The organism is Micromonospora sp. NPDC048835 (assembly GCF_040649995.1).
Classification (GTDB): domain Bacteria; phylum Actinomycetota; class Actinomycetes; order Mycobacteriales; family Micromonosporaceae; genus Micromonospora.
Genome location: NZ_JBEZGM010000022.1, coordinates 32,557 through 59,193, shown reverse-complemented (window position 1 = coordinate 59,193; position 26,637 = coordinate 32,557). Strand labels below are relative to the sequence as shown.

24 protein-coding genes are annotated in these 26,637 nt (G+C 72.6%); 12 read left to right on the top strand and 12 right to left on the bottom strand.

From position 1 onward, the window contains the following. Positions 1-133: 133 nt before the first annotated feature. Positions 134-1,615 (bottom strand): aminopeptidase P family protein, encoded by a 1,482-nt coding sequence (locus tag AB0C15_RS24135; protein WP_357355407.1) that lies wholly within the window; start codon positions 1,613-1,615, stop codon positions 134-136. Between the two features lie 132 nt (positions 1,616-1,747). On the opposite strand from AB0C15_RS24135, the gene asnB reads away from it, so the two are divergent. Then, complete coding sequence (gene asnB / locus AB0C15_RS24130; RefSeq protein WP_357355405.1) at positions 1,748-3,709, top strand: asparagine synthase (glutamine-hydrolyzing); 1,962 nt, start codon at positions 1,748-1,750, stop codon at positions 3,707-3,709. A gap of 148 nt (positions 3,710-3,857) precedes the next feature. Here asnB and AB0C15_RS24125 read toward each other — a convergent pair whose 3' ends face one another. Beyond that, on the bottom strand, positions 3,858-4,940 hold the full coding sequence (locus AB0C15_RS24125) for a lytic polysaccharide monooxygenase (RefSeq protein ID WP_357355489.1): 1,083 nt from the start codon (positions 4,938-4,940) through the stop codon (positions 3,858-3,860). A 368-nt stretch (positions 4,941-5,308) separates the two neighbouring features. Here AB0C15_RS24125 and AB0C15_RS24120 point away from each other — a divergent pair, with 368 nt between their 5' ends. The 3 genes from AB0C15_RS24120 to AB0C15_RS24110 all read left to right on the top strand — a co-directional run bounded on the left by AB0C15_RS24120 (position 5,309) and on the right by AB0C15_RS24110 (position 9,801). Next, positions 5,309-6,673: an XdhC family protein gene (locus AB0C15_RS24120; RefSeq protein ID WP_357355402.1), complete on the top strand. Its 1,365-nt coding sequence runs from the start codon at positions 5,309-5,311 to the stop codon at positions 6,671-6,673. A 124-nt stretch (positions 6,674-6,797) separates the two neighbouring features. Continuing rightward, on the top strand, positions 6,798-7,733 hold the full coding sequence (locus AB0C15_RS24115) for a carbohydrate kinase (protein ID WP_357355400.1): 936 nt from the start codon (positions 6,798-6,800) through the stop codon (positions 7,731-7,733). Between the two features lie 241 nt (positions 7,734-7,974). Then, positions 7,975-9,801, top strand: a complete 1,827-nt coding sequence (locus tag AB0C15_RS24110; RefSeq protein ID WP_357355398.1) for an RICIN domain-containing protein — start codon at positions 7,975-7,977, stop codon at positions 9,799-9,801. A gap of 4 nt (positions 9,802-9,805) precedes the next feature. On the opposite strand, the gene AB0C15_RS24105 is transcribed toward AB0C15_RS24110, so the two are convergent. Both AB0C15_RS24105 and AB0C15_RS24100 read right to left on the bottom strand, forming a co-directional pair. Next, positions 9,806-10,636, bottom strand: a complete 831-nt coding sequence (locus AB0C15_RS24105) for an MBL fold metallo-hydrolase (protein ID WP_357355396.1) — start codon at positions 10,634-10,636, stop codon at positions 9,806-9,808. After that, the gene (locus AB0C15_RS24100) at positions 10,633-11,037 is read right to left on the bottom strand and encodes a hotdog domain-containing protein (protein WP_357355394.1); all 405 of its coding nucleotides are present in this window, start codon (positions 11,035-11,037) and stop codon (positions 10,633-10,635) included. The genes AB0C15_RS24105 and AB0C15_RS24100 overlap by 4 nt, the downstream gene beginning before the upstream one ends. Positions 11,038-11,164: 127 nt before the next feature. Between AB0C15_RS24100 and AB0C15_RS24095 the strand changes: the two genes are divergently transcribed. Next, complete coding sequence (locus AB0C15_RS24095; RefSeq protein ID WP_357355392.1) at positions 11,165-12,241, top strand: phosphatase PAP2 family protein; 1,077 nt, start codon at positions 11,165-11,167, stop codon at positions 12,239-12,241. 227 nt (positions 12,242-12,468) lie between these two features. Here the strand turns inward: AB0C15_RS24095 and AB0C15_RS24090 are convergent, their stop codons facing one another. The 3 genes from AB0C15_RS24090 to AB0C15_RS24080 all read right to left on the bottom strand — a co-directional run bounded on the left by AB0C15_RS24090 (position 12,469) and on the right by AB0C15_RS24080 (position 15,180). Next, positions 12,469-13,839, bottom strand: coding sequence for a PH domain-containing protein (locus AB0C15_RS24090; RefSeq protein WP_357355487.1), 1,371 nt, complete (start codon positions 13,837-13,839; stop codon positions 12,469-12,471). A 334-nt stretch (positions 13,840-14,173) separates the two neighbouring features. Continuing rightward, positions 14,174-14,683 carry a PH domain-containing protein gene (locus AB0C15_RS24085; protein ID WP_357355485.1) on the bottom strand — a complete coding sequence of 170 codons (510 nt, stop codon included), beginning with the start codon at positions 14,681-14,683 and terminating at the stop codon, positions 14,174-14,176. Between the two features lie 266 nt (positions 14,684-14,949). Continuing rightward, the gene (locus AB0C15_RS24080) at positions 14,950-15,180 is read right to left on the bottom strand and encodes a hypothetical protein (protein WP_357355390.1); all 231 of its coding nucleotides are present in this window, start codon (positions 15,178-15,180) and stop codon (positions 14,950-14,952) included. A gap of 249 nt (positions 15,181-15,429) precedes the next feature. On the opposite strand from AB0C15_RS24080, the gene AB0C15_RS24075 reads away from it, so the two are divergent. Genes AB0C15_RS24075 through AB0C15_RS24065 form a run of 3 tightly spaced genes read left to right on the top strand, consistent with a single transcriptional unit; the run spans position 15,430 to position 18,454 of the window. Further along, the gene (locus tag AB0C15_RS24075) at positions 15,430-16,527 is read left to right on the top strand and encodes a MoxR family ATPase (RefSeq protein WP_357355388.1); all 1,098 of its coding nucleotides are present in this window, start codon (positions 15,430-15,432) and stop codon (positions 16,525-16,527) included. Then, complete coding sequence (locus AB0C15_RS24070; protein ID WP_357355483.1) at positions 16,506-17,507, top strand: DUF58 domain-containing protein; 1,002 nt, start codon at positions 16,506-16,508, stop codon at positions 17,505-17,507. The genes AB0C15_RS24075 and AB0C15_RS24070 overlap by 22 nt, the downstream gene beginning before the upstream one ends. Next, entirely contained in the window at positions 17,504-18,454 is a 951-nt protein-coding gene (locus AB0C15_RS24065; protein WP_357355386.1) for a VWA domain-containing protein, read from the top strand. The genes AB0C15_RS24070 and AB0C15_RS24065 overlap by 4 nt, the downstream gene beginning before the upstream one ends. 18 nt (positions 18,455-18,472) lie before the next feature. Here AB0C15_RS24065 and AB0C15_RS24060 read toward each other — a convergent pair whose 3' ends face one another. From AB0C15_RS24060 to AB0C15_RS24040, 5 genes are all read right to left on the bottom strand, one after another. Then, complete coding sequence (locus tag AB0C15_RS24060; protein WP_357355384.1) at positions 18,473-18,628, bottom strand: hypothetical protein; 156 nt, start codon at positions 18,626-18,628, stop codon at positions 18,473-18,475. A 122-nt stretch (positions 18,629-18,750) separates the two neighbouring features. Beyond that, the gene (locus AB0C15_RS24055) at positions 18,751-20,007 is read right to left on the bottom strand and encodes an acyltransferase family protein (protein WP_357355382.1); all 1,257 of its coding nucleotides are present in this window, start codon (positions 20,005-20,007) and stop codon (positions 18,751-18,753) included. Beyond that, complete coding sequence (locus tag AB0C15_RS24050; protein ID WP_357355380.1) at positions 20,004-20,909, bottom strand: alpha/beta hydrolase; 906 nt, start codon at positions 20,907-20,909, stop codon at positions 20,004-20,006. Before AB0C15_RS24050 ends, AB0C15_RS24055 begins: the two co-directional genes overlap by 4 nt. Positions 20,910-21,007: 98 nt before the next feature. Next, complete coding sequence (locus AB0C15_RS24045) at positions 21,008-21,670, bottom strand: response regulator transcription factor (RefSeq protein ID WP_357355378.1); 663 nt, start codon at positions 21,668-21,670, stop codon at positions 21,008-21,010. Then, entirely contained in the window at positions 21,667-22,902 is a 1,236-nt protein-coding gene (locus AB0C15_RS24040; protein ID WP_357355376.1) for a histidine kinase, read from the bottom strand. Before AB0C15_RS24040 ends, AB0C15_RS24045 begins: the two co-directional genes overlap by 4 nt. A 153-nt stretch (positions 22,903-23,055) precedes the next feature. On the opposite strand from AB0C15_RS24040, the gene fabG reads away from it, so the two are divergent. The 4 genes from fabG (at position 23,056) to AB0C15_RS24020 (ending at position 26,484) form a co-directional block, all read left to right on the top strand. Then, complete coding sequence (fabG, locus tag AB0C15_RS24035) at positions 23,056-23,760, top strand: 3-oxoacyl-ACP reductase FabG (protein WP_357355374.1); 705 nt, start codon at positions 23,056-23,058, stop codon at positions 23,758-23,760. 29 nt (positions 23,761-23,789) lie between these two features. After that, positions 23,790-24,557, top strand: coding sequence for an enoyl-ACP reductase FabI (fabI, locus tag AB0C15_RS24030; protein ID WP_357355372.1), 768 nt, complete (start codon positions 23,790-23,792; stop codon positions 24,555-24,557). Positions 24,558-24,659: 102 nt separating this feature from the next. Further along, positions 24,660-25,712 (top strand): ferrochelatase, encoded by a 1,053-nt coding sequence (locus tag AB0C15_RS24025; protein WP_357355370.1) that lies wholly within the window; start codon positions 24,660-24,662, stop codon positions 25,710-25,712. After that, on the top strand, positions 25,705-26,484 hold the full coding sequence (locus AB0C15_RS24020) for an HAD-IIA family hydrolase (RefSeq protein WP_091403868.1): 780 nt from the start codon (positions 25,705-25,707) through the stop codon (positions 26,482-26,484). Before AB0C15_RS24025 ends, AB0C15_RS24020 begins: the two co-directional genes overlap by 8 nt. The last annotated feature ends 153 nt before the right edge of the window (positions 26,485-26,637 follow it).

The following is a 26,637-nucleotide window of genomic DNA, read 5'->3' as shown; positions in this document are numbered from 1 at the left end:
CGGTTTCCTGAAAACCGCGCCCTCAGAGCAGCGGGGACAGCGCGACTTCCAGGAAAGCGAGTGGATCAAGGGTCAGGCGGGACGAGGCTGCCGGCAGGCGGGGCAGGTCCGACAGGCGAGGGTGGAGGGCGGGTCAGCTGGGCAGGCGGGGGCCGGCTTCGCGCTGTTCGGCAAGCCAGGTCTCGACCTCGTCGGCGGTGCGGGGCAGTCCGGCCGAGAGGTTCGTCGCGCCGGTCGCGGTGACGAGCACGTCGTCCTCGATCCGGATGCCGACGCCGCGCAGCTCGGCGGGGACCAGCTCGTCCTCGGGCTGGAAGTACAGGCCGGGCTCGACGGTGAGCACGTAGCCCTCGCCCAGCGCACCGTCGCGGTACGTCTCCTTGCGCGCGTTGGAGCAGTCGTGCACGTCGATGCCGAGCATGTGGCCGAAGCCGTGCAGCGTCCACCGCCGGTAGACGGTCGACTTCTCGTCCATCGCCTCGTCCACGCTCACCGGCAGCAGGCCGAGGTCGGACAGGCCCTCGGCGAGGACGCGCATGCAGGTCAGGTGGACGTCCTTGAACGTCACGCCGGGGCGGATGGCGTCGATGCCGGCCTGCTGCGAGGCGTACACGATGTCGTAGACCTGGCGTTGCAGCGCGGTGAATCGGCCGCTCACCGGCAGGACCCGGGTCACGTCGGCGGTGTAGAGGTTGCGGCCCTCGACGCCCATGTCCATCAGCAGCAGGTCACCCGGTCGGGTGGCGCCGTGGTTGTGCACCCAGTGCAGGATCGTGGCGTGCTCGCCGGCGCCGACGATCGAGCTGTACCCGACGTCGTTGCCGTCGTGGCGGGCCCGCAGCGCGAACACGCCCTCCAGGAGCCGCTCGGAGACCGCACGGTCGGCCGGCAGGATCCGGGCCACGTCCTCGAAGCCGCGTACGGTGGCGTCGATCGCGTCCTGGAGTTGGCCGATCTCCCACTCGTCCTTGACCAGCTTCATCTCCGAGATGGCGATGGCGAGCTCGCGGTCCCGGGCCGGCTGGCCCTCGGCGCGGGGCCCGTCGTAGGGGCGGACGGCCGCGTCCACCTGGGCGTCGAAACCACGCAACACGCGGGTACGCCCCGGAGCGAGGTCGGCGAGCGTCGCTTCCAGGCCGGTCAGGTCGGCGGTGGGCAGGCCCAGTTCGGTCGACTTCTCGCCGAGGGTGTGCCGGCGGCCCACCCACAGCTCGCCGTTGCGGCTGCGGAAGAACTCGTCGGTCTCCCGGGAGGACCGGGGCCGCATGTACAGCATCGCGTCGTGCCCCGAGCCGTTCGGCCGCAGCACCAGCACGCTGTCGGCGTCGTGGTCGCCGGTCAGGTAGGCGAAGTCACTGCCGGGCCGGAACGGGTAGTCGGTGTCGTTGGCCCGGACCTTCTCGGTGCCGGTGGGGATCACCAGCGTCTCGCCGGGGAAGGCAGCCGAGAGGGCCGCCCGCCGCTTGGCGTAGTTGGGGGTCTCCGGGCGGGGCGTCACGGGGAGCGCGGTGTCGCGCCAGCCCTGCCGCATGAAGGACAGGAACGCCTCCGGGAAGTCCGGATCGTGCGATTCCGTACCGTCCGTCGGCGTACCGTCGGTGCGTCCCTCGGTCATTGCGCCGCTCCCTCCGCTTCGTTGCTGGTCCCGACGGTACCGCGCGTCCGGTTCGCGGTGACGGCCCCCGGGAGTCGGGCGGATCGACGGACGGCTGCGAGGCCCGACGACGCGCGTGGAAAGATGGCCACCATGTGCGGACTTCTGGCCTTCTTCAGCGCGAACGGCAACGCCGCAGCGCACCGCGACCACATCGCCGGAGCGTTGGAATGCCTGCACCACCGCGGCCCCGACGAGACCGGGGTCGAGGTGGTCGGCGACGCTTCCGGCCGGTACGCGGACGGCGTGTTCGCCCACAAGCGGCTGGCCATCATCGACGTCGCGTCGAGCCACGAGCCACTGCCCTACGCGAACGGCCGTTACCTGCTGACCTTCAACGGCGAGATCTACAACTACATCGAGCTGCGCGAGGAGTTGATCAGGAACTTCGGTGCCCAGTTCGCCACCGCCGGTGACGGTGAGGTGATCGTCGCGGGCTACCACTACTGGGGTGAGCAGGTGCTCACCCGGTTGCGGGGCATGTTCGCCTTCGTCATCTGGGACCGACAGGAACGGCGCGCGTTCGGTGCTCGCGACTACTTCGGCATCAAGCCGATGCACTACCTGGAGACCGCCGACGGCCTCTACCTGGCCTCGGAGAAGAAGGCGCTGCTGCCGTTCGCGCACAGCAACTACCAGGGCGACGCGGGTGTCGACCCGGCCAACCTGAGCCACTACCTGACCCTGCAGTACGTCCCCGAGCCCGGCACCCTGCACAAGGGCATCAGCCGGATCGGGTCGGGGGAGTACCTGAACTGGACCCCGGGCGGCCGGATCGACGTACGCCGGTGGTACCGGCCGGTGTTCCGGCCGGCGCCTGTCGACGACGAGCAGAAGCTCTACCACGAGATCCGGGAGACGCTGCGGGAGAGCGTGCGCATGCACATGCGCTCCGACGTGCCGGTCGGCTCGTTCCTGTCCAGCGGCATCGACTCCACGGCGGTGGTGGCGTTGGCGCGGGAGTTCAACCCGAACATCCTGACCTTCACCGTCGGCTACGACGTGCCGGGTTACTCGGAGATCGACGTCGCCCAGGACTCGGCCCGGCACCTCGACGTCACCACCATCCCCACCAAGATCGGTCCGCAGGACATGATCGACGCGCTGCCGAAGATCGTCTGGCACCTGGACGACCCGGTGGCCGACCCGGCGCTGGTGCCGCTCTACTTCGTGGCCAAGAAGGCGGCCGAGCACGTCACGGTGGTGCTCTCCGGCGAGGGCGCGGACGAGTTCTTCGGCGGTTACACGATCTACCGGGAGCCGCTGTCGCTGGGCACCGTCAACGGTCTGCCCGGCGGGGTGCAGAAGGGCCTGCGCGCGGTCTCCAAGGCGATCCCGCAGGGGGTCAAGGGCAAGAGCTTCCTGGAGCGTGGCACCACCCCGATCGAGGAGCGCTACTACGGCAACGCGCGGATGTTCACCGAGGAGGAGAAGCAGCACCTGATGCGCCGCTACGACCCCTCGGTGCGCTACACCGACGTCACCGCCCCGATCTACGCCGAGTGCACCGAGCTGGACGACGTCACCAAGATGCAGTACGTCGACCTCTACACCTGGCTGCGCGGCGACATCCTGGTGAAGGCCGACCGGATCTCGATGTCGCACTCGTTGGAGGTGCGGGTGCCGTTTCTCGACCGTGAGGTCTTCGACGTCGCGGCGAAGATCCCGGTCGACCTGAAGCTGCCGCCGCGCTCCGACGCCACCAAGTACGCGATGCGCCAGGCGTTGCAGGGTGTCGTGCCGCCGGCCATCGTCAACCGCAAGAAGCTGGGCTTCCCGACCCCGACCCGGGTCTGGCTGCGCGGCGAGATGTACGAGTGGGCCCGACACGTGCTCAGCACCTCGGGCGCGGGCGACCTGCTCGACCTGTCGTACGCGCTGCGGCTGCTCGACGAGCACAAGCGGGAGGAGGCCGACCACTCCCGCAAGGTGTGGACGGTGTTGATCTTCTGCATCTGGCACGCGATCTTCGTGGCCAAGACCCTAGACCCGGGCATCCAGCGCAACCAGTCGGCACTTCTCACCAAACCGGTAGTAGGTTCCATGGTCCGCTAACCCCACCCCACCCACCCCCCACCCCACCCCACCCACCCCCCACCCCACCCACCCCACCCCCCGTCAGCCCCTGTTGATCAAGAGGTTTGCGTCATCCGGAGCGGTTCCGGTGACGCAAACCTCTTGGTCAACTATTGGGGCGAGGGGTTCAGCGGGCGGCGCAGGTCACCGTGGGGGCGTTGTTGGTCCCTGTGGAGCTGCCCAGGAAGCCGAACGTCGCGGTCCCCGACGGTGCGACAGTGCCGTTGTAGGACACGTTCGTCGCCGTCACCGACGAGCCGGACGTCGTCTGGGTGGCGCCCCAGATCTGGCTGATCGCCTGCCCGTTGGGCCAGGTCCAGCTCGCGGTCCAGCCGGACAAAGCCGAACTGCCGTTGTTCGTGATCGTGACATCGCCCTGGAAGCCACCCTGCCAGGAACGCGTCACCGTGTAGCTGGCCGTGCAGCCGCCACCGGCCGGCGGCGGGGTGGTGGTGGTCGGCGGCGGGTCGGTCGGACCCGGCGTCGGCGTGGTCGGCGTGGGGGTCGGCGACGAGGTGCCACCCCTGATGCCGGTCACCTGGCCGTTGCCACCGTCGAAGACCACGTCGGAGCAGCCGAAGAAGTTCTCCTGGGAGTCCGAGCGGACCCAACGGGAGTAGATGATGTGCTGGCCGCTCTTGCCCGACGGCAGGTTACCGCTGAAGTAGTAGTGGCCGTCGTTGCTGCCGACCGAGCCGCGCTGCGGCGGGTTGGTCACCGTCAGGAACGGCTCCTCCAGGTCACTCCAGGCGAGGGCCCGGGTCGGGCTCCAGCTGTTCTTCGTGACGTAGAAGTAGAACGTGCCGGGGTGGTGCGCCCAGTTGCTGTACTTGAAGTCCAACCGCGCGCCGGCGGTCAGGTGGGTCAGCGGCCAGTCGGTGCGGGGCAGGTCGTAGCCGCGGAAACCGGTGGCGCCGCCACTGCACAACTGCCCGTCCGGGATGAAGCCGGTGGTCCGGCCGCCAGCGTCCGAGCGCAGCACGCTGAACCAGTTGTAGAGCGAGTTCGTTCCGCTCTGCGCCACGGCGGCGGAGCACGCGGGGTTGGTCGGCCTGATCTCACCGGTCGTGCTCAGGCCGTCCTGCCAGCACAGGTAGGTGCGGCTGCCGGGCGTCATCGCCGCGCCGTGCGCGGCGGCCGGCTGCGGACTGGACGCCAGGGCGACTGCGCCAAGCGCGAGGGTCATGGCCGCGGTGAGCAACGCGGCCATACGGGAACGGTTCACGGGTTCTCCTGACTCGCGAGGGGCGCTTGCCGAGCCGCCCCGCCGCAATCGGGTGGGATGTGGCGTGATCGCCCCGCTGTCGTGAGCGGTGCGACGATCATGGCGACGTGCCCCGGCGGACAACAGCCAGTGGACGTGCGCCGTCGACGGTCCTGTCCTGGACCGGTGCCCTCGCGTCTAACCAACCCGGCATCCGGCGGTGTCGCAGCCCTCGCACCGCCCGGTACGCGTCATCCCACCACGCCGCAGGGGCCGAGCGCAATAGGTCTTCCTCGATGCATGAGAAGACCCGCCGGTAGTCGGCGAACGCCATATCCTGCGTACGGGGAGCGGGAACGGAGAGGCGGCCGCCGGTGCCGGACGTGTTCGACGAGGTGCACCGCCGCTGCCTCGACGGTGAGTCGGTCGCGCTTGCCACCGTCGTGGCCACCTGGCACTCCGCCCCGCAGCCGCCCGGGGCCACCATGGTGGTCACGACCGACGGCACGGTCATCGGCAGCGTCTCCGGTGGCTGCGTCGAGGCGGACCTCTACGAACGGGCCCGCCGCGTGCTCGACACCGGCCAACCCGAGCTGTGTCGCTACGGGATCAGCGACGCCGACGCGTACACCGTGGGTCTGACCTGCGGCGGCATCCTCGACGTGTTCGTGGAACGTGTCGACGCGAACGCCCTGCCGATGCTGGACGCGATCGCCGCCGCCCGTCGCGACGGCCGCCCGGCGGCAGTCGTCACCTGCGTGGCCGCCGACGCCCGATCAGCCCGCACCGCCGACGATCCATCAGCCCGCGCTGCCGACGATCCGCCGGCGCATGTCGCCGACGGCCTGCCGGCGTGTGCTGGCGACGAGCTGCTGGCGCGCGTCACCGCTGGCGCATCGGTCGGCGTTGGCGACGGCCCGCCGGCGCGTGCTGGCGGCGAGCCACTGGCGCGCGTCGCCGACGGCCTACCGGCTCGCGCCGGGAAGTCGCCAGGTGCCGGGCCGGCCGATCCGGCCCGGCGGCTCGGCCGGCGGTTGGCGGTGCTGACCGACCCTCGGTCCGTCGTCGGCTCGCTCGGCGACGACCGGCTCGACGACGCTGCCAGCGCCGACGCCCTCGGGCTGCTCGCCGCCGGGCGCGCCGGGATGCTCCGGTACGGCTATCACGGGCAGCGCCGGGGCGGCGGGGTCAGCCTCTTCGTGAACGTGTACGCCACCCCGCCCCGCATGATCGTCTTCGGTGCGATCGACTTCGCCGCCGCGGTGGCACGGATCGGCGCGTTCCTCGGCTACCGGGTGACCGTCTGCGACGCCCGACCGGTCTTCGCCACCGCGCGGCGCTTCCCCGAGGCGCACGAGGTGGTGGTGCAGTGGCCGCACCGCTATCTGCGTACGGAGTTGGCGGCCGGCCGGCTCGACGAACGGACGGTGGTGTGCGTGCTCACCCACGACCCGAAGTTCGACGTACCGCTGTTGGAGTTGGCGTTGCGTCACCCGCTGGCGTACGTCGGGGCGATGGGCTCCCGGCGCACCCACGACGAGCGGCACAAGCTGCTGAGCGAGGCGGGGCTCGGTCAGGCGCAGCTCGCCCGGCTCGCCTCTCCGATCGGGTTGGACCTCGGTGGTCGTACCCCTGAGGAGACCGCCGTGAGTGTGGCCGCGCAGATCGTCGCGGCCCGGTGGGGCGGCACCGGCCGACCCCTCGCCGCGCTCGACGGCCCCATCCACCGGCCGGGGTAGCGCGGACGTCGGTGCGGGCCCTTCGGCGCCCATCGAGCCGCGCGTTGTGCCAGCCTGGTGCCACGGCGGTCGGCGGCGATCGGTTCGGTGAGCGGCGGTCGGCGGCGACGACGAGAGGATCGGCATGGGGTACGCGGTGGTGCTCGGCGAGGCGCTCGTCGACCTGCTCGACGGTGAACTGGGCGGAGAGCGGGTCTATCGGCAGGCCATCGGCGGCGGCCCACTCAACGTCGCCGTCGGGGTGGCCCGCCTCGGCGGCGCCGCACAGTTCGTCGGCTCGCTCGGTGACGACGCGCTGGGCGGGCGGATCCGCGACTTCCTCACTGCCGCCGATGTCGGGGTGGCCGGTGCGATCACGGTGCCGGCGCCGACCACGCTCGCGGTGGTCACGTACGCGGGGCCGGAGCCGGACTTCCGTTTCTACGGTGAGCCGGCCTCCTACGGCCTGCTCGGCCCCGACGATCTGGACCTGGCGTTGCTGGAGGGCGCCGACGTGCTCTACTGCGGCTCGATCGTGCTGCTCCAGCCCGGCCCGTTGGCCGCGGCCCGACGGGCCTGGTCGCTCGCCACCGGCCTGCGGGTCTTCGACCCGAACGTCCGTCCCCGGCTGCTCGACGGGCCGACCGCGCTGCAGGGGCTGCGCGAGGTGGTGGCCGAGTTCGCCGCCGGCGCGCACGTGGTCAAGCTGAGCGCCGCCGACGCCGTGCTGCTCTACCCTGGTGAACCGGTCGAGGGAGTCGCGGCGTACCTCCGGGAGCTGGGCGCGGCGACGGTGGTGGTGACGCTCGGCGCGGCGGGCGCGGTGCTGGCCGCCGCCGACGCCGACCCGGTCCGGGTGCCGGCCCCCACCGTCGACGCGATCGACGCCACCGGCGCCGGCGACTCGGTGATGGCCGCGCTCATCGCCGATCTGCTCCTCGACGGCGAACCGGAGAACCCGTCCGGCTGGACCGACCGGGTGGCCTTCGCGTTACGGGTGGCCGGCCTGGTCTGCGAATCCCCGGGCGGCGCCACCGCCATGCCCACCCGCGCAGCCGTCCAGAACCGCTTCAACACCTGATCCGCTTCACCCCGGGCTGCCCTGTCGCGCCCCGCTTGCTGCCGCGATCTTGCACTTTCTGCGGGGTCGAAGGTGGACAAAGAGGGCCAAGCGGCGACCGAAAGTGCAAGATCGGCGCTGAGTGGGCGGGGGTCGGCGCGGGGCGGGGTGGCCTGGTGAGCGATTGGGTTGAACTTGATCTATGTGAACGTTAACATCGACGACGCGCGATGGAAACGTGGGCGTCTCCGGGGAGGCTCTGATGCGTGTCGTTCTGGTACCTCTGGTGTTTCGCCGCGTCGCGGCGCTTGTGGTGATGCTTCTCGTGGCAGCGGGGATGGTCGTGGTGGACCGGCCGGAGCGGGCGGTGGCGTGGGACAACGGCGTGGCCGACACCCCGCCGATGGGGTGGAACAGCTACGACTCGTTCAACTGGCGGGTCACCGAGGCCGACGTCCGGGCCAACGCCGACTACATGGCCACCAACCTGCGGCAGTTCGGCTGGGAGTACGTGGTGATCGACTGGGCCTGGTACTACCCGGGTCAACACAACAACAGCCCAAACCAGGACGCCAACCTGCAACCCCGGCTGCGGATGGACGCCAACGGGCGGTTGCTGCCGGACACCACCCGGTTCCCCTCCGCCGCCGGTGACAACGGGTTCAAGCCCCTGGCCGACTACGTCCACTCGCAGGGGTTGAAGTTCGGCGTCCACCTGATGCGCGGCATCCCCCGTCAGGCGGTCGCCGACAACGTCCCGATCCTCGGCACCAACTGTCGCGCCAACCAGATCAACAACACCACCACCGCGGCCTGGCTCAACCTGATGTGGGGGTTGAACATGTCCAACCCCTGCGCACAGACGTACCTGGACTCGATGTTCCAGTTGCTGGCGTCCTGGGGAGTCGACTACGTGAAGGTGGACGACATCGCCGCCCCCACGTACCGGCAGTCCGAGGTCGAGGGGTACCGGACGGCCATCCAGCGCAGCGGTCGCCCGATGGTGCTGAGCCTGTCACCCGGCCCGACCTCGCTGGCCAACGGCGCGCACGTGCAGGCCAACGCGCACATGTGGCGGATCGTCAACGACCTGTGGGACAACTGGTCGTCGGTGGACGCGCTCTTCGACCAACTGCGCAACTGGACCCCGTACCGCGCCACCGGCGCCTGGCCCGACGCCGACATGATCCCCATCGGGCGGCTCTCCAAGTACGGGCCGGTCGGCTCGCCGCGATACTCCAACCTCACCTCCGACGAGCAGCGCACCCTGATGTCACTCTGGGCGATCAACCGGGCGCCGCTGATGTGGGGCGGCAACCTGGTCGAGAACCGTGCCGCGGAACTGGCGCTGATGACAAACGCCGCGGTCCTCGGGGTCAACCAGAACAGCACGAACAACCGTCAGCTCTACGGCGGCAGCCGGCAGGTGTGGACCGCCGACGTGCCGGGCGGCAACCAGCGGTACGTCGCCCTCTTCAACCGGGACAGCAGCGCGGCGCAGGTGTCGGTGAACCTGGCCGACCTCGGGATCGGGTCGGCGACCGTGACCGACCTGTGGTCCGGTGCGGCCCTCGGCACGGCGGCCGGGACGTTCGCCCGTACGCTCCCGGCCCACGGTGCCGGGCTGTACCGGCTGGCCCCGGACACCACGGTGCCGGTGCCGACCGCGTACACCCTCACCGCGCGGCACAGCGGCAAGCTGCTGGACGTGTACAACAGCGCGACCACCGACGGCGCCGACGTGGTGCAGTGGGCCGCCAACGGTCAGCCCAACCAGCGGTGGCGCTTCCAGGACGCGGGTGGCGGCTACCAGACGGTGGTCAGCGCGCACAGCGGCAAGTGCCTCGACGTGAACGGCGGTGCGAGCGCCACCGCCGACGGGGTCCGGGTCATCCAGTGGGCCTGCAACGGTGGCACCAACCAGCAGTGGCGTGTGCAGGACCTCGGCACGGGTTATGTCCAGCTCGTCGCCCGGCACAGCGGCAAGTGCCTCGACGTGCTCAACTCCGCCACCACCGACGGCGCCCGCGCCGTCCAGTGGACGTGTGGCACCGGCACCAACCAGCAGTGGCGACGCACGTCGGCGTAGCGGGTCAGGCCGTGCCGTTCAGCTCGAGGTAGCCCCGGCGGGCGGCGACCAGGGCGGGTCGGGCGCCGAAGGGAGCTTCGGCGGCCACCCGCTCCGGCGGGGCGCTGCCGGTGTGCGCGGCCCGGATCAGCCACGCGAGCTTCGCCAGCTCCGCGTGCTGGGCCCGGACGAAGTCCACGCTGACCGGGTCACCATGGCCCGGGACGACCACCGTGCGCGCGGTCGTCAGCCGCAGCAGGTCCGCGACCGCGTCGGGCCACTGCAGGGGGTACGAGTCCTCGAAGGCGGGAGGGCCGCTCTGCTCCACCAGGTCGCCGGCGACCAACACGTCGGCGTCCGGAACGTGCACCACCAGATCGGCCTCGGTGTGCCCCCGCCCCGGGTGTCGCAGCGTCACCCGCCGGCCGCCCAGGTCGAGGGTCGTCTCGACGTGCACGGTGTGCGTCGGCGCGAGCAGCGGGGTGTCGGCCAGCTCGGCGGCGAGCGCCGGGTGCTCCGCGCGCACCTCGTCGTACGCCTCCCGGCGCAGCCGCTCCGGCTCCTCGCGCAGGGCTGCGGCGGCCAGTTCGTGCGCGTACACCGGGCGGGGTTGGTCGCCGGCCAGGACGGCGTTGCCGAAGCAGTGGTCGTAGTGGTGGTGGGTGTTGACAAGCGTCAACGGGCGGTCGGTGACGGCCCGGACGGCCGCGGCCAGCTCGGTGGCCTGGGCGGCCGACGAGAGTGTGTCCACCAGCAGCGCCTCGTCGTCGCCGACGACGAGTGTGACGTTGACCCGCAGCAGCGGCTCGGCCAGCACGTGCACCCGGTCGGCGACCTCGACGAAACCGGCGTTCACGACGGTCGCCCGGCGCGCTCGACGAAACGCCCCCGGTCGACCAGGATGCGGTCCACCCGACCCCGGGCCACCGTCTGGTCGCCGTCGCTGACCGTCACCTCGAACGACAGCCGGCGGCCGTCGACGGTCGCCAGGAGCGCCTGCGCCCGGACCGTACGGCCGACAACCGTCGGGGCCAGGTGCTCCAACTCGACCCGGGTGCCCACCGTCGTCGAACCGGGCGGCATGTCGGTCGCCGTCGCCGCGACGGTCGCCGCCTCGGCCAGCGCCAGCACCCGGGGAGTGCCAAGCACCGGTACGTCCCCGGAACCGACCGCCTGGGCGGTGTCCGAGTCGGTGACGGTCAACTCGACCTGGGCGGTCAGACCCGGCGCGAAGGCCGGCTCGGGCTGCTCCTGCATGGTCGTCAGCCTAGGTGCTCGCCGGGCGAGGGGAGCACGCGCCCGGTGATCCGGGCGCACCCACCGCTCGTGGCCACCGGGTGGTCCCCGTCGGTCGATGCCGTACCCGTCGTTAACCTTGACCCCGATGGCCGTCGTGACTGACCCCCAGCCCCCCGCCCGGACCGACCCGCCCGCGTCCCCGGACGGGGGTCGCCGGCGTGTCATCGCCATGACCGTCTGGGCGGTGGCCTTCGTCGCCGCGTGGCTGGCCATCGGGCTGCCCACCGACCCGGCGTACGCCTTCGTCTGGATCTGGCTGGCGACCATCGCCTGGAACAGCGACCGGCCCTGGCGCAGCCACCTGCGCTTCGCCCGGGACTGGGTGCCGGTGGTGCTGCTGTTCGTCATCTACAACCTGTCCCGCGGGTTCGCCGACAACGGGGCCACCCCGCACGCGATGGAGTTGATCGTCGCCGACCGGTTCATGTTCGGCTGGGCCACCGGCGGGGAGGTGCCCACCGTCTGGTTGCAGCAGCACCTCTACCACCCGCAGGTGCACTGGTGGGACGTCGCGGCGAGCTGGGTGTACTTCTCGCACTTCGTGGTGGCGCTTGCCGCCGCCGCGGTGCTCTGGCTGCGGGACCGACACCGCTGGGCCGCGTACATGCGGCGGTGGGGTTTCCTCTGCGCGGCCGGCCTGGTCACCTACTTCATCTACCCGGCCGCCCCGCCCTGGTGGGCGGCACAGAACGGCCTGCTCACCGAGGTCGCCCGGATCTCGACCCGGGGTTGGAAGGCGTTCGGCATGCACGGTGCCGGCAACGTGCTCAACGCCGGTCAGATCGCCTCCAACCCGGTCGCCGCGATGCCGTCGCTGCACACCGCGTGGGCGTTGTTCGTGGTGCTGTTCTTCCTGACCGCCACCCGTCGTCGCTGGTGGCCGCTGCTGCTCGCGTACCCGCTGGCGATGACCTTCACCCTGGTCTACTCGGGCGAGCACTACGTGATCGACGTGCTGGTCGGCTGGGCGTACGTGGGGCTGACCTTCCTGGTGGTCGGCCTGGCCGAGCGCGGCTGGGCGGCGTGGCGCCTCCGCCACCCGAGCCCCAAGGCGCAAAGGCCCACCGAACCGGCCGCCCCCGCGACCAATAAGCCCGACCCCCCAACCCCCCGCGAACCAGACACCACCACCCCCCACCCCCAGGTCCCCGCCGACCACTAACCCACCCCACCCCCGCCCCCGCCTGCCCCCGTTGATCATGAAGTTATTGCCAAAACACGCCGCGCAGGCAGGCCCGCGCGCCGCGCAGGCCGACCCGCGCGGGGCGCAGGCCGACCCGGGTTGATCAAGAGGTTTGCGTCACCGGGTGGCCGGTTTTTGACGCGAACCTCTTGATCAACCCGGGTCAGGGGGGGTGGGGCAGTGGGGGTGGGGGGCAGGGGGTGGGGTTAGGTTGGGCGGCGGGCTTGGTGGGCTTTGCGGGTCAGGTCGGCGGCCAGGGCCCAGGCTTCGGCCAGGTCGCGGTCCTGGGCGGTGGCGCCGGAACCGCCAGCGGTGTCCGCGTGGACGGAGGCCAACCCCAGGCGGCGCTGGATGGGTCCCTGCACGACTCGTACGCTCTGGATCCGGGCGTACGGCACGATCACTAGCTGCCGGGTGAGCCGGCCGGACCGGGTGGCGAACACCCGCTCGAACAGCCCCGCCCCGAATGCGGCACGGCCCAGTGGGTGCAGCCAACGGGTCCGGCGTGGTGGCGGGCTCAGCGTGAGCGCGTCGAGGCGTACCCCGGGAAGCACCTCGGCGACGATCATCGTGGCCGTCGGCAGGTCGCCGACCGGCAGCAGCCGGTCGGGCCGGTTGCGGTCGTCGGCCTCCGCGACGGAGTAGCCGGCCACCTCCAGGCGCAGCCGCAGCCAGCCGTTGACCCGCCACAGCAGCGGCCAGGTGGCCCGCACGGTCTGCACCCGCTCCAGCGGCACGGTCTGCGCCCGTGTCTCCAGCAGGCCGTTGTGCACCCGCAGTGTGCCGCCGTCGCGGGCCAGCCGGAAGTTCCAGTCGTCGAGGACCCGGCGGACCGGTTGCAGCAGTACGCCCGCCATCGCGGTCAGTGTGCTCGCCACCGCGACGAACGACCACGAGCCGGCGGTGAGGAACTGCACCACGACGAAGGCCACACCGAACGGGAGCAGGAACGCCTGCGGGGTGAGCAGTTGGCTGACCAGCAGGTTCTTGTTGCGTACCGCGTGCAGTGGTCGGCCCGGCACGGCCGCCGGCGGCGTCGTCGCACCCGGGACCACCGGGGTGGCCGGGTCGCCGGGCGCGGGTAGCTGCGCCACCCGCCCGGCCAGCGCCAGCAGACGCTCGCGCAGCAGGGTCGCGTCGGCCACCCCGAGGTACGCCAGTGGCGCCTCGGTCTTGCCGCCGCCGACCACCTCCAGGCGCAGCTCGGCCAGGCCGGTGAGTTGGGCGAGGAGTGGCCGCACGACCTCCACGGCCTGCAACCGTTCCAACGGGATGGCCCGGGTACGCCGCCAGAGCAGCCCCTCGTACACCCGTAGCTCGCGGCCCACCACGTGGTAGCCGGTGTTGTACCAACTGACCACCGACAGCACCGTCGCGCCGAGCGCCAGCACCGCCACCATGGCGGCGAACCAGCCGAAGCCGACCCGGGACAGCGTCGACCAGGACAGCCCGGCAATGACCACGACCAGGGACTTGGCCCCGTGCAGCACCGGGCTGAGCGGGTGCAGTCGCTGTCGGGGCTCGACGTCGACGCCGCCCGCCCCCGGCGGCATCGGCGCGGGCGCCCCCGGCGGCATCGGCGCGGGCGTCCCCGGCGGCATCGGCGCGGGCGTCCCCGGCGGCATCGGCGCGGGCGTCCCCGGCGGCATCGGCGCGGGCGTCCCCGGTGGCATCGGCGCGGGCGTCCCCGGCACTGCCCCCGGAGGTGCCGCGCCGGCAGATGCTGCGTCGCTCGGCGTCGGCCCGGTGGGTGCCGCGCCGACGGGTAGCGCCGACCCCGGTGGCGTCGGACCGGTCGGTGGCACGGTGCCCGGCTCGGCGGGCCCGTCGTTCATCGGAGCGGCCCTCGACCCGGTCGGTGTGGGGTGTCGTCGGGGCCGGCCAGCCGTAGTCGGCTGCCGGCGCGGGTGCTCACAGCCCCTCCGCCCGGTCCTCGCCGAGCGCGGTGAGTCGGTCGCGCAGCCGGGACGCCTCCGCCGGGCGCAACCCGGGCACCCGGGCGTCGCTCGCCGCCGCCGCGGTGTGCAGCTGCACGGTGGCCAGGTCGAAGGCGCGCTCCAACGGCCCGGCGCTCACGTCGACGAACTGCATCCGCGAGTACGGCACGATGGAGAGCCGGCGGACCAGGAGGCCGTGCCGGACCAGCAGGTCGTTGTCCCGCTCGGCGTACCCCCAGGCCCGGACGGCGCGGACGATCGCGACGGCCCGCCACGCGCCGAGCACCAGCACGGTGGCGACGGCGAGCCCGAGCAGCCAGTGGCCGCTGAACGCCCAGCCGACCGCCGTCACCGCCAGGCCGATGGCGACCACGACCGCCAGCCGGATCAGCTCCACCCAGATCAGGTCGGTGGAGATCGGCTGCCAGTTGACGGTGTCCGGCCAGGGCTCCAGCGGACCCCGGCCGCCCGGCACGGCCGTCATCAGCGCGCCGGGGTCGGGCGGGAGGAGGCCGGGAGGCGGCAGGTCGGGTGGGCGCTGGTCGGCGGCGGAGGCCGACCGGTGACCGGGTGGCAGCGCCCCCGGTGGCAGCGGGGCGGGCGTCGAGACATCCGGCGCGGTGGGCTCCGGGCCGAGCGTGCCGGGTGCGGGGAACGCGCCAGGCGGCGGCTCGACGCCGGGTGGTGCGGTGGCCGGGGTGGGCGGCCAGGACGGGGAGGTGGGGCCGGGGGAAGCCGGAGGGTCGCCGCTCACAGGTCGAGCGTAGGCGATCCGGGCACCGGAGTGACGGCACGCAGGAAGCCCCGAGCGTCCAGGAAGTCACCGAGGCTGCTGCGATGCTCGGCGCAGGCCAGCCAGGTCTTGCGCCGATCGGCGTCGTGCAGGCGGGGATTGTTCCACTCCAGCGACCAGACGGCGGCGGACCGGCAGCGCTTGGCCGAACAGACCAGGGCCTCGTCGGCGGGGGAGGGGATGCTCATCCCGGCCAGTCTAGGGCGGCGGGACGGAGAGGTTGAGCGCCGGGCGACCACGGGGGGAGCCGCCCGGCGACGGGGTGAATCGTACACGCGGCAGGCCGGTCTGTGCACGCCCGCGATTGCGCGATTCGGCTGCTGGGGACGGCACGGTCAAAATCGGCTTCTCCCCACCTCGACACTCAGCAAGGCGTGCGAGTCTTGATACCGCACGAGCCGCGACGAGCGACGACCGACGAACGCTGTGGAGGACCGGTGGCCCAGCCGACCATGCCCGACGCCCCGACGCCGAACGGAGCGGCACCCGCGCCGGTGACCACGCCGGCGCAGGACGCCACCCTGTTGGAGAAGGGCCTGTTCGAGATCAAACGTGTGATCGTCGGGCAGGACCGGATGGTGGAGCGGATGTTCGTCGCGCTGCTCGCCCGGGGTCACTGCCTGCTCGAAGGCGTGCCCGGGGTGGCCAAGACGCTCGCCGTGGAGACGCTCGCCAAGGTCGTCGGTGGGTCCTTCGCCCGGGTGCAGTTCACCCCGGACCTGGTGCCCGCCGACATCATGGGCACCCGGATCTACCGGCAGTCGAGCGAGAAGTTCGACGTCGAGTTGGGCCCGGTCTTCGTCAACTTCCTGCTCGCCGACGAGATCAACCGGGCACCGGCGAAGGTGCAGTCCGCGTTGCTGGAGGTGATGAGCGAGCGGCAGGTGTCCATCGGCGGGGAGAGCCACCGGGTGCCCGACCCGTTCCTGGTGATGGCGACCCAGAACCCGATCGAGCAGGAGGGCGTCTATCCGTTGCCGGAGGCGCAACGGGACCGCTTCCTCATGAAGATCGTGGTGGGCTACCCGACCGACGCGGAGGAACGGGAGATCGTCTACCGGATGGGCGTGGCCGCGCCCGAGCCGACCGCGGTGTTCGACACCCCGGAGCTGATCGCCCTGCAACGCAAGGCGGACCAGGTCTTCGTCCACAATGCGCTTGTCGACTACGCGGTCCGGTTGGTGCTGGCCACCCGCGCCCCGGCCGAGCACGGCATGCCCGACGTGGCGCAGCTGATCCAGTACGGGGCCAGTCCGCGCGCCTCGTTGGGGCTGGTCCGGGCGACCCGTGCCCTGGCGCTGCTGCGCGGGCGTGACTACGCGCTGCCGCAGGACGTGCAGGACATCGCGCCGGACATTCTGCGGCACCGGTTGGTGCTCAGCTACGACGCGCTCGCCGACGACGTGCCCGCCGACCACATCGTGCAGCGGGTGATGTCGACGATCCCGCTCCCGGCGGTCGCTCCCCGCCAGCAGGCCACCCCGTCGCCGATCGCGCCGCCGCCGGGCGCAGGCTGGCCCGGGCAGCGGCCGTGAGCTCACCCACCCCTCGTCCCGCCCCCCTCGCCGACCGGAGCGAGGCCGTGCTGTCCCGGCTGCAACTGCTCGTCACCCGCAAGCTCGACGGTCTGCTCCAGGGCGACTACGCCGGCCTGCTACCCGGGCCGGGCAGTGAGGCGGGGGAGTCCCGGGAGTACCGCCCCGGCGACGACGTACGCCGGATGGACTGGCCGGTGACGGCACGGACCACAACGCCGCACGTGCGACGTACGGTCGCCGACCGGGAGTTGGAGACCTGGCTCGCGCTGGACCTCTCCGCGAGTCTGGACTTCGGTACGGGGCAGTGGCTCAAACGGGAGGTCGTGGTTGCCGCCGCGGCCGCCATCACCCACCTGACCGTGCGTGGGGGTAACCGGATCGGCGCCGTGATCGGCACCGGGGGTGGGGTCGCCGCGCCGGCTCGACGCTGGCGGGGAGGGCCACCGCCGGTCGGGCCCGGGGTTCTCACCCGGCTGCCGGCCCGCTCCGGCCGCAAGGAGGCGCAGGGTCTGCTGCGTGCCGTCGCCGGCACCGCCATCCGGCCCGGCCGTGGTGACCTGGGGGCTCTGGTCGAGATGCTCAACCGTCCGCCCCGCCGTCGCGGGGTGGCCGTGGTGGTCTCGGACTTCCTCGCACCGGCCGAGCAGTGGTCGCGGCCGATGCGCAAGCTGCGCGTCCGCCACGACGTGCTGGCGATCGAGGTGGTCGACCCGCGTGAGCTGGAGCTGCCGGATGTGGGCGTGTTGCCGGTGGTCGACCCGGAGAGCGGTGAGCTGCACGAGGTGCAGACCGCCGACCCGCGGCTGCGGCAGCGCTACGCCGAGGCCGCCACCGCCCAACGGGCCACGATCGCCGCCGCCCTACGCGGCGCGGGCGCGGCCCACCTGCGTCTGCGTACCGACCGAGACTGGCTGCTGGACATGGTGCGATTCGTGGCCGCGCAGCGGCACGCCCGCACCCGGGGGACGACACGATGATCCGTTTTCTGCAACCGTGGTGGCTGCTGGCCTTGCTGCCGGTCCTCGCCCTCGCCGCGTTCTACGTCTGGCGGCAGTTGCACCGCCGGGCGTACGCGATGCGGTTCACCAACGTGGACCTGCTGCGTACCGTCGCGCCGAAGGGCCTGGGCTGGCGGCGGCACGTCCCGGCGACCGCGTTCCTGCTGTGCCTGCTGGTGCTCGCCACCGCGCTGGCCCGGCCCGCGGTGGACACCAAGGAGCCGCTGGAGCGGGCCACCGTGATGCTCGCCATCGACGTGTCGCTGTCGATGCAGGCCGACGACGTGGCACCGAACCGGCTGGAGGCGGCCCAGGAGGCGGCCAAGCAGTTCGTCGGTGAGCTGCCGGAGAGCTACAACCTGGGCCTGGTGTCGTTCGCCAAGGCGGCGAACGTGCTGGTGCCGCCGGGCAAGGACCGGGACGCGGTGACCAGTGCCATCGACGGGCTGGTGCTGGCCGAGGCGACCGCCACCGGTGAGGCGGTGTTCACCTGCCTGGAGGCGATCCGGTCGGTGCCGGCCGACGGGGCGGCGGGTATTCCGCCGGCTCGGATCGTGCTGCTCTCGGACGGTTTCCGGACGTCGGGTCGGGCGGTGGAGGAGGCGGCGGCGGCCGCCCAGGCGGCGAACGTTCCGGTGTCCACGATCGCCTTCGGCACCGACACCGGTCAGGTCGACATCGGCGGGCAGTTGCAGCGGGTGCCGGTGGACCGGTTGGCGCTCGCCGAGCTGGCCGAGACCACCGAGGGGTACTTCTACGAGGCGGCCTCGGTGAGTGAGCTGAAGCAGGTGTACCAGGACATGGGCAGCTCGATCGGGTTCCGTACCGAGCCGCGTGAGGTGACCCAGTGGTACGCCGGGGTGGCGTTGCTGCTGGCGCTCTGCGCGGGGGCGTTCAGTCTGCTCTGGTCGTCCCGGATGCTGTAGCGGGTGCGCCGGCGGCGGTCAGTGACCGCCGCCGGCGAGCACGAAGACGATTGCCACCCAGACGGCGGCGAGGGTGAAGCCCAGCGGGGCGACGTAGCGGCTCATGGACGGCTCCGGGTGGCGGCTGGACGGTCCGCGTGCTGGGGGCGGACCGCAGGGGGTGGGGACGCGCACACGAAGTCGTGACCGGGGGCTCCCGGCGACCGCCCGGAAATCGGGCGGCGCGGCACGCACCTCGGCGGGTGCCGAGGCGGTGGGGAGCGGAGCGGGGTCAGCTCACCAGACTGAGTCGTGGCTCAGCGGGTCTGACCATCGGCCCGGCCACGACTGGGAGGATCGCTATCTCGCACAGCGATCACCTCCTGCAAGTCGGGCCGGCCGGAACGTCGATGATCGTACACCTGCGGCACCGCCGGCACGCACTCGGCCGACCGGTCCGAGAGCCCTCCACCGCCCGGTTGCCGACGCCGCGCCGCACCCACCCGTACGCCTCGACGCGGCCGCCCCACCCGCACGACCGTGACCAGCACCACCGCGAACAGCGGCAGCCAGCAGCAGCGGGCCAGCACCCAGCCCGGGTCGTCCGGGACGGTGTGCAGACCGGGCAGCGCCAGCCCGCCGCGGGCGGTGAGCGCGGTCACCGCCACCAGGACCGGCTGGTGCCACAGGTAGACCCGGGCGGCGTACCTGTTCACCTCGGTCACCGCCCGGCCCGGCAGCGGGCGGGTCAGCAGCCGTCGCAGCGCCGGCAGCGCCAGCAGCCCCAGCCCGACCTGGGCGACCGCCAGCGCCACGACCAGCAGTGACGGCGGGTTCAGGTTGGACACCCCGGCCCCGGGTACGCCGACCGCGCTCACCGGGTAGCCGAGCGCCAGCAGCACCGCAAGCGCGACCGCCGCACCGGCCGCCAACGCGCCGCCCACCCGCCGCCCGCCCAGCCGCCCGTCGGCGTGCGCCACACCCAGCAGGTACGGCACCGACCAGGCCGCAAGCACGGTGACCGGGGGCAGGGCGGTGCCGGCCGGCAGCAGGCGGACGGCGACGTCGGCGGCGGCGACCACGGCCACCGCCGGTGCGACGCACCGCGCCACCCCCCACCGGCGTACGGCGGCGCGCAGTGGGCCGGTCACCGCGACCAGGACCACAAGCGGCAGCAGGAACCACAGCGGGCTCACCGCGAGCCGCAGCGCGACGGCGAGCGTGTCGTCGGAGGTGCCGACGACGGTGGCGGCGAGCAGCACGGCCGCACCCACCCCGAGCAGCGCCACCACGGGCAGCAGCAGCCGCCGCAGCCGACCGGCCAGCCAACCGCCCGCCCCGCCCCGGTGGCGGGCCAGCGACCGGGCCGAGCCGAACCCGGCGGTGAAGAAGAACAGCCCGAGCGTCTGCAGCACCCAGGTCATCGGGGCAAGGTCGGGCAGGGCGGTCAGCGGACTGGCCTGGTGCAGCCCACCGTCGCCTGTCGACACCAGCCCGGTGACCAGCCAGTGCCCCAGGACCACCCCGCCGATGGCGTACGCCCGCAGGGCGTCGACGGCACGGTCCCGGCTCACCTGGCGTCCCCGATCCGGTCGGCGTCGACGTCGCCGAGCACCACCGCCGCCACCGCGACCAACGCGGCGCTGCCCGGCGCGAGGTAGCCGTCGTGCCCCGCCACCCCACCCACCGGCAGGGGGCGGGCGCCGAACGCCGGGTCGCCGGGCCGCCGGCCGAAGCCCAGACCGGGCAGCCGCACCTGCGGCACCCGGCGGATCCAGTCGGTGGGCGCCTCGGCCGCCCAGAACCGTCGCCCACCGGGCAGGTCGTCGGCGCGCTGCACTCCGGCGCCGACGCCGCCGAGGCTGACCACGTCGCTGACCTGGGCCGGGGCGTCCGCCGCCGCAAGCGACACCACGAGCGCGCCGTAACTGTGCCCGACCAGCGTGATCGTCGCCGTCGGACGCCGCCGGGCCAGCTCCCGCAGCAGCGGGGTGAGCCCGGCCGCGCCGCGCCGGGCGCTGACGCCACCGGCGGCGGTCAACACCCCGTCGGGCGGGTCGTAGCCGAGCCAGGCCAGCACCGCCACCCGCGCCGTCGGGTCGGTCGCCCGCAGCTCCCGGTAGAGCTGCCCGGCCTGCACCGCCGGCGCCCGCCGGGCCACCCCGCCCAACCCCCGGTCGAAGTCGGCAAGCCTGCTGCCGACCCCCGGTACCAGCACCGCGATCCGGTCCGCGTCGGCGAGGTCACCGAGCACCTCGACCGCGCGGCCGTCACCGTGCTCGTCGAAGAGCAGGAACCGGCGTCCGTGGGCCGCCCAGTCCGCGTACGGGGGACCGGCCGCGCGCATCGCCGCCGCCACCACCGGGTACGCCTCGACGAACCCCGCCGCCATGGCCGGCTCGGGTCGGGTGGGCAGGACCAGGTTCACGCCGAGCAGCGCGGCCATCGCCACCCGACTGGCACCTCGTCGTCGCATCGCATTCTCCCTCCGGAAGTCGTCCGGAGGGAGAGTGCGCCCGGGGACGGGGCCCGGTCGTCATCCCGCAGAGCCGTTCATCGGCTGGCTCCGCAGGGCTACTCGCCGGCGGCCACCAGACCCGTCTCGTACGCCAGCACCACGGCCTGCGCCCGGTCGCGCAGGCCCAGCTTGCCCAGGATCCGCCCGACGTGCGTCTTCACGGTCTGCTCGGCCACCACCAGATCACCCGCGATCTCCGCGTTGTTGCGGCCCCGCGCGATCAACCGCAGCACCTCGGTCTCGCGGGGAGTGAGCCCGGCCAGGTCGGTGGGGCGCGGGCGGCGGCGGTCCGGACGGGCCGCGAACTCGGCGATCAGCCGGCGGGTGACCGCCGGGGCGAGCAGCGCGTCCCCGGCCGCCACCACGCGCACCGCCTGCACCAGGTCGGCCGCCGGGGCGTCCTTGAGCAGGAACCCGCTGGCCCCGGCGCGCAGCGCCTCGTACACGTAGTCGTCCAGGTCGAAGGTGGTGAGGATGAGCACCCGGGGTCGCTGCGCCGAACGGTCACCGAGCAGCCTGCGGGTGGCCTCCAACCCGTCCATCACCGGCATCCGCACGTCCATCAGCACCACGTCCGGGTCGAGGTGCCGGGCGGCGGACACCGCCTGCTCCCCGTCGGCGGCGTCCCCCACCACCAGCACGTCCGGTTGGGCGGCGAGCAGCGCGCCGAAACCCTGCCGGACCATCGCCTGGTCGTCGGCGATCAGCACCCTGATCATCGGTCCCCGTCCTCCGTGTCGTACGGCAACTCGGCCGCCACCGCGTATCCCCCGTCGGGCAGCGGCCCGGCGGTGAACGTACCGCCAAGCGAGATGGCCCGCTCCCGCATGCCGGTCAGCCCGTGCCCGGAGCCCGCCTCGCCCGGTCGGGAGCCCGCCTCGGCGGGTGGCGCGTTCTGTACGCGTACCCCCAGGGCGGACGGACCGACGCGGACGGTGACCCGCACGGCGGCGCCGGCCGCGTGGCGGGCCGCGTTGGCCAGGCCCTCCTGCACGATGCGGTACGCGGCCAGCCCCACCGGCGCGGGCACCCGGTCGTCGTGCACCGGCTCGGTGGCCAGGGTGACCGGCAGGCCGGCGCGGCGGGCCGCGTCCACCATCGCGGCCAGGTCGGTGAGGTTCGGCTGCGGCGCGGTCTGCGGGTCGCTCGTCTCGCTGCGCAGCACCCCGAGCAGCCGACGCATGTCGGTGAGCGCGTCGCGGGCGGACGCGGCGATGGCGACGAACTCCGCGGCTGCCGGGGCGGGCACGTCCGTCAGCCGGTACGGGGCGGTCTCCGCCTGCACCGCGATCAGCGACATGTGGTGGGCCACCACGTCGTGCAGTTCCCGGGCGATCCGGGTGCGTTCCTCGAGCACCGCGCGGCGCTCCTGCTCGCGTTCGCTCAGCTCGGTCTGCGCGGCGAGCGCCCGCCGGGACAGCCGGTTGCGCCGGATCAGGTCGCCGGCGATCGCCAGCGCGCCGAGTAGGAGCAGGACCGGGACCCGGTTGTCCGGGTGCACCATGGTGAACACCGGCACCGTGCTGATCGTCACCACCCAGGCCAGCACCGGACGGTCGACCCGTGCGACGACCACCGCCAGCACCGCGATCGACCCGAGTGCCAGCGGCGGGGTCCACGGCCAGGGCTGGTCGGCCGGGGCGTTGAACGTGCAGATCAGCAGGGCCAGCACCGTCAGCCGCCAGGCCAGCAGCGGACGCCGGGGCAGCGCCAGCAGCGGCGCCACCGTCATCGCCGCGAACAGGAGCGCGATCGGCGGCGGCAGGCCCCAGTCGCTCTCCACCGTCAACGTGATCAGGAAGAGGCCGAGCGCGGCGAGCAGGCCGACCGGGGCAGCGAACGGGGCCAGCGTGGGCCAGCGGGCCAGCAGCGGACGACCGGGCGGGGCGTCCCGCCCCCACAGGGTCTGCCCGAGGCCCCCGAGGGCCAGGGTGATCGGTTGCCGGTTCACCACCCGGAGGCTACGGGCCGACCCGTCACGAGGCGTGCCACCAGGGGTTGATCCCGATGTCGTACCCCGGTGTGACGCGGCTCCCGTTAGCGCTTACCTGTGGGTAACGCCTAGGCTCGCCTGCGACCGAGATCGGCTGAGCAAGGGGGAACAGTGGCTCGCACCGTGCTGGTGACCGGGGGCAACCGGGGGATCGGCCTGGCCATCGCGCAGGCTTTCGCCAAGCAGGGCGACCGGGTGGCGGTCACCCACCGTAGCGGCGAGCCGCCGGAAGGGCTGTTCGGCGTCCGCGCCGACGTCACCGACGCCGCTTCGATCGACGCCGCGTTCACCGCCGTCGAGGCCGAGCTGGGGCCGGTCGAGGTGCTTGTCGCGAACGCCGGCATGACCGCCGACACACTGCTGCTGCGGATGACCGAGGAGCAGTTCACCGATGTGGTGGACACCAACCTCACCGGCGCGTTCCGGGTCGCGAAGCGGGCCTCCGGCAAGATGCTCCGTGCCAAGTGGGGTCGCATGATCTTCATCTCCTCGGTGGTCGGCCTCGCCGGCGGCGCCGGGCAGGTCAACTACGCCGCGAGCAAGGCCGGCCTCGTCGGCGTCGCCCGCTCGATCACCCGGGAGCTGGGCAGCCGCAACATCACCGCGAACGTGGTGGCGCCCGGCTTCATCGACACCGACATGACCGCCGGCCTCACCGACGACCGCAAGGCGGAGATCCTCAAGTCCATCCCGGCCGGCCGGATGGCCAGCCCGGACGAGGTCGCCGACGTGGTCACCTGGCTGGCCTCGGACAGCGCCGGCTACGTCTCCGGCGCCGTCATCCCGGTCGACGGCGGCCTCGGCATGGGCCACTGACCCCCACCTACGTACGGAGGAACCCACGGATGTCCGGACTGCTCGCCGGTAAGCGACTGCTTGTCACCGGAGTCATCACCGACGCCTCGATCGCCTTCTCGGTGGCGAAGCTCGCCCAGGAGAACGGCGCGCAGGTCGTCCTCACCGGCTTCGGCCGGATGTCCCTGGTCGAGCGGATCGCCAAGCGGCTGCCCGAGCCCGCGCCGGTCATCGAGGTGGACGTCACCAACACCGAGCACCTGGCCAGCCTCGCCGACCGGGTCCGCGAGCACGTCGACGGCCTCGACGGCGTCGTGCACTCCATCGGCTTCGCCCCGCAGAGCTGCCTCGGCGGCGGCTTCCTCGACGCGCCCTGGGAGGACGTGGCGACCGCCCTGCACGTCTCCACCTTCTCGTACAAGTCCCTCGCCATGGCGGCGCTGCCGCTGCTGTCGCCCGGCGGCGCGGTGGTCGGCCTGACCTTCGACGCGACGAAGGCGTGGCCGGTCTACGACTGGATGGGCGTGGCCAAGGCCGGCCTGGAGTCCGCGTCCCGCTACCTGGCGCTGCACCTGGGCAAGCAGGGCATCCGCAGCAACCTGGTCGCCGCCGGGCCGCTGCGCACCATCGCCGCGAAGTCGATCCCCGGCTTCGACCAGTTCGAGGACGCCTGGACCGAGCGGGCCCCGCTGGGCTGGAGCCTCACCGACCAGGAGCCCGCCGCGAAGGCCTGCCTGGCGCTGCTGTCCGACTGGTTCCCGGCGACCACCGGTGAGATCGTCCACGTCGACGGCGGCTACCACGCCATCGGCGCCTGACACACGCCCTAGCGGCGCTCCCTGGCCACCGTCCGCGTGACCCACACGTCCGGACCAGGGGGCGTCGCCGGGACGTCCCGGCCGAGGGGCAAGAATGACCCCATGTCGTACGACGCGGTGGTGCTGGTGTCCTTCGGTGGCCCGGAGCGGCCCGAGGACGTGATGCCGTTCCTGCAGAACGTGACCCGGGGCCGGGGTGTGCCCCCTGAGCGGCTGGCCGAGGTCGCCGAGCACTACCAGCACTTCGGTGGGGTGTCCCCGATCAACCAGCAGTGCCGGGACCTGTTGGCGGCGGTCCGCGCCGACTTCGCCGCGCACGGCATCGACCTGCCCGTCTACTGGGGCAACCGCAACTGGGACCCGATGCTCGCCGACACCGTGACGCAGATGCGCGACGACGGGGTCACCCGGGCGCTGGCCTTCGTCACCAGCGCGTACGGCGGCTACTCGTCCTGCCGGCAGTACCAGGAGGACATCGCCGCCGCCCGGGCCGCCGTCGGCCCGGACGCCCCGGTGATCGAGAAGCTGCGGCAGTTCTGGGACCACCCCGGCTTCGTCGAGCCGCACGTCGATGCGGTCCGGGCGGCCCTGGGCCAGCTCGACGAGGCGTTGCGGGACACCACCAGGCTGGTCTTCACCGCCCACTCCATCCCCAGCTCGATGGCCGCGAACGCCGGCCCGCACGGCGGCCGGTACGAGGCGCAGCTGCACGAGACCGCCCGGCTGGTCGCCGCGGCCGCCGCACCCGACCTGGGGTACGACCTGGTCTGGCAGAGCCGCTCCGGCCCCCCGCAGGTGCCGTGGCTGGAACCGGACATCAACGACCACCTGGCCGCCCTCGCGCAGAGCGGCACCACGGCAGTGGTGGTCAGCCCGATCGGGTTCGTCTCCGACCACCTCGAGGTCGTGTGGGACCTGGACACCGAAGCGCTGGAGACGGCCAAGCAGCTCGGCCTGGACTTCGTCCGGGCCGGCACGCCGGGCACCGACCCGCGCTTCGTGAGCATGGTGCGTGAGCTGGTCACCGAGCGGACCGACCCGGACGGCGCGCAGCTGCGCCGCCGCCTGGGCGAGCTGCCCATGTGGGACAGCTGTCCCACCGTCTGTTGCGTGCCGACCCGTCGCCCGATGCCTGCTGGGGGAACCGATGCATGACCGTAAGCCCGTGCAGAGCTGGCTGACCGACATGGACGGCGTGCTCGTGCACGAGGGCCAGCCGGTGCCCGGCGCGCCCGAGTTCATCAACCGGATGCGCGCCTCCGGCAAACCGTTCCTGGTGCTGACCAACAACTCGATCTACACCCCGCGGGACCTGACGGCCCGACTCAGCCGGATGGGGCTGGACGTGCCGGAGGAGTCGATCTGGTCCTCCGCCCTCGCCACCGGCCAGTTCCTCGCCGACCAACGGCCGGGCGGCACCGCGTACGTCATCGGTGAGGCAGGACTGACCACCGCCCTGCACGCCGTCGGCTACGTACTTACCGACTTCGCCCCCGACTACGTGGTGCTCGGCGAAACCCGCACCTACAGCTTCGAGGCGATCACCAAGGCCGTCCGGCTGATCAACGACGGCGCCCGGTTCATCTGCACCAACCCCGACGTGACCGGCCCGTCCGTGGAAGGCGCGCTACCCGCCGCCGGCTCGGTCGCCGCCATGATCTCCAAGGCGACCGGGGTCGAGCCGTACTTCGTCGGCAAGCCCAACCCGATGATGATGCGATCGGCGCTGAACACCATCAACGCGCACTCGGAGAGCACCGCGATGATCGGTGACCGGATGGACACCGACATCCTGTGCGGCCTGGAGGCGGGGCTGGAGACCATCCTGGTGCTCACCGGCATCAGCAGCCGTACCGAAGCGGAACGCTACCCGTACCGCCCGTCGCGGATCATCAACTCGGTCGCGGACCTGCTCGACGAGATCTGAGCGCGTCGCAGGTTGGTTGCGCTGGCAGGCTGGCGGAGGCCACTACATCCATGATCGAGCGCGATCATGCTGGGCGGGTGCGCAGCGGGACCCCGGCGGTCGGGCAATGTGGACCCTTGCTGCGCCCAGGGCTTGGTCGGGCGTGACGACCGG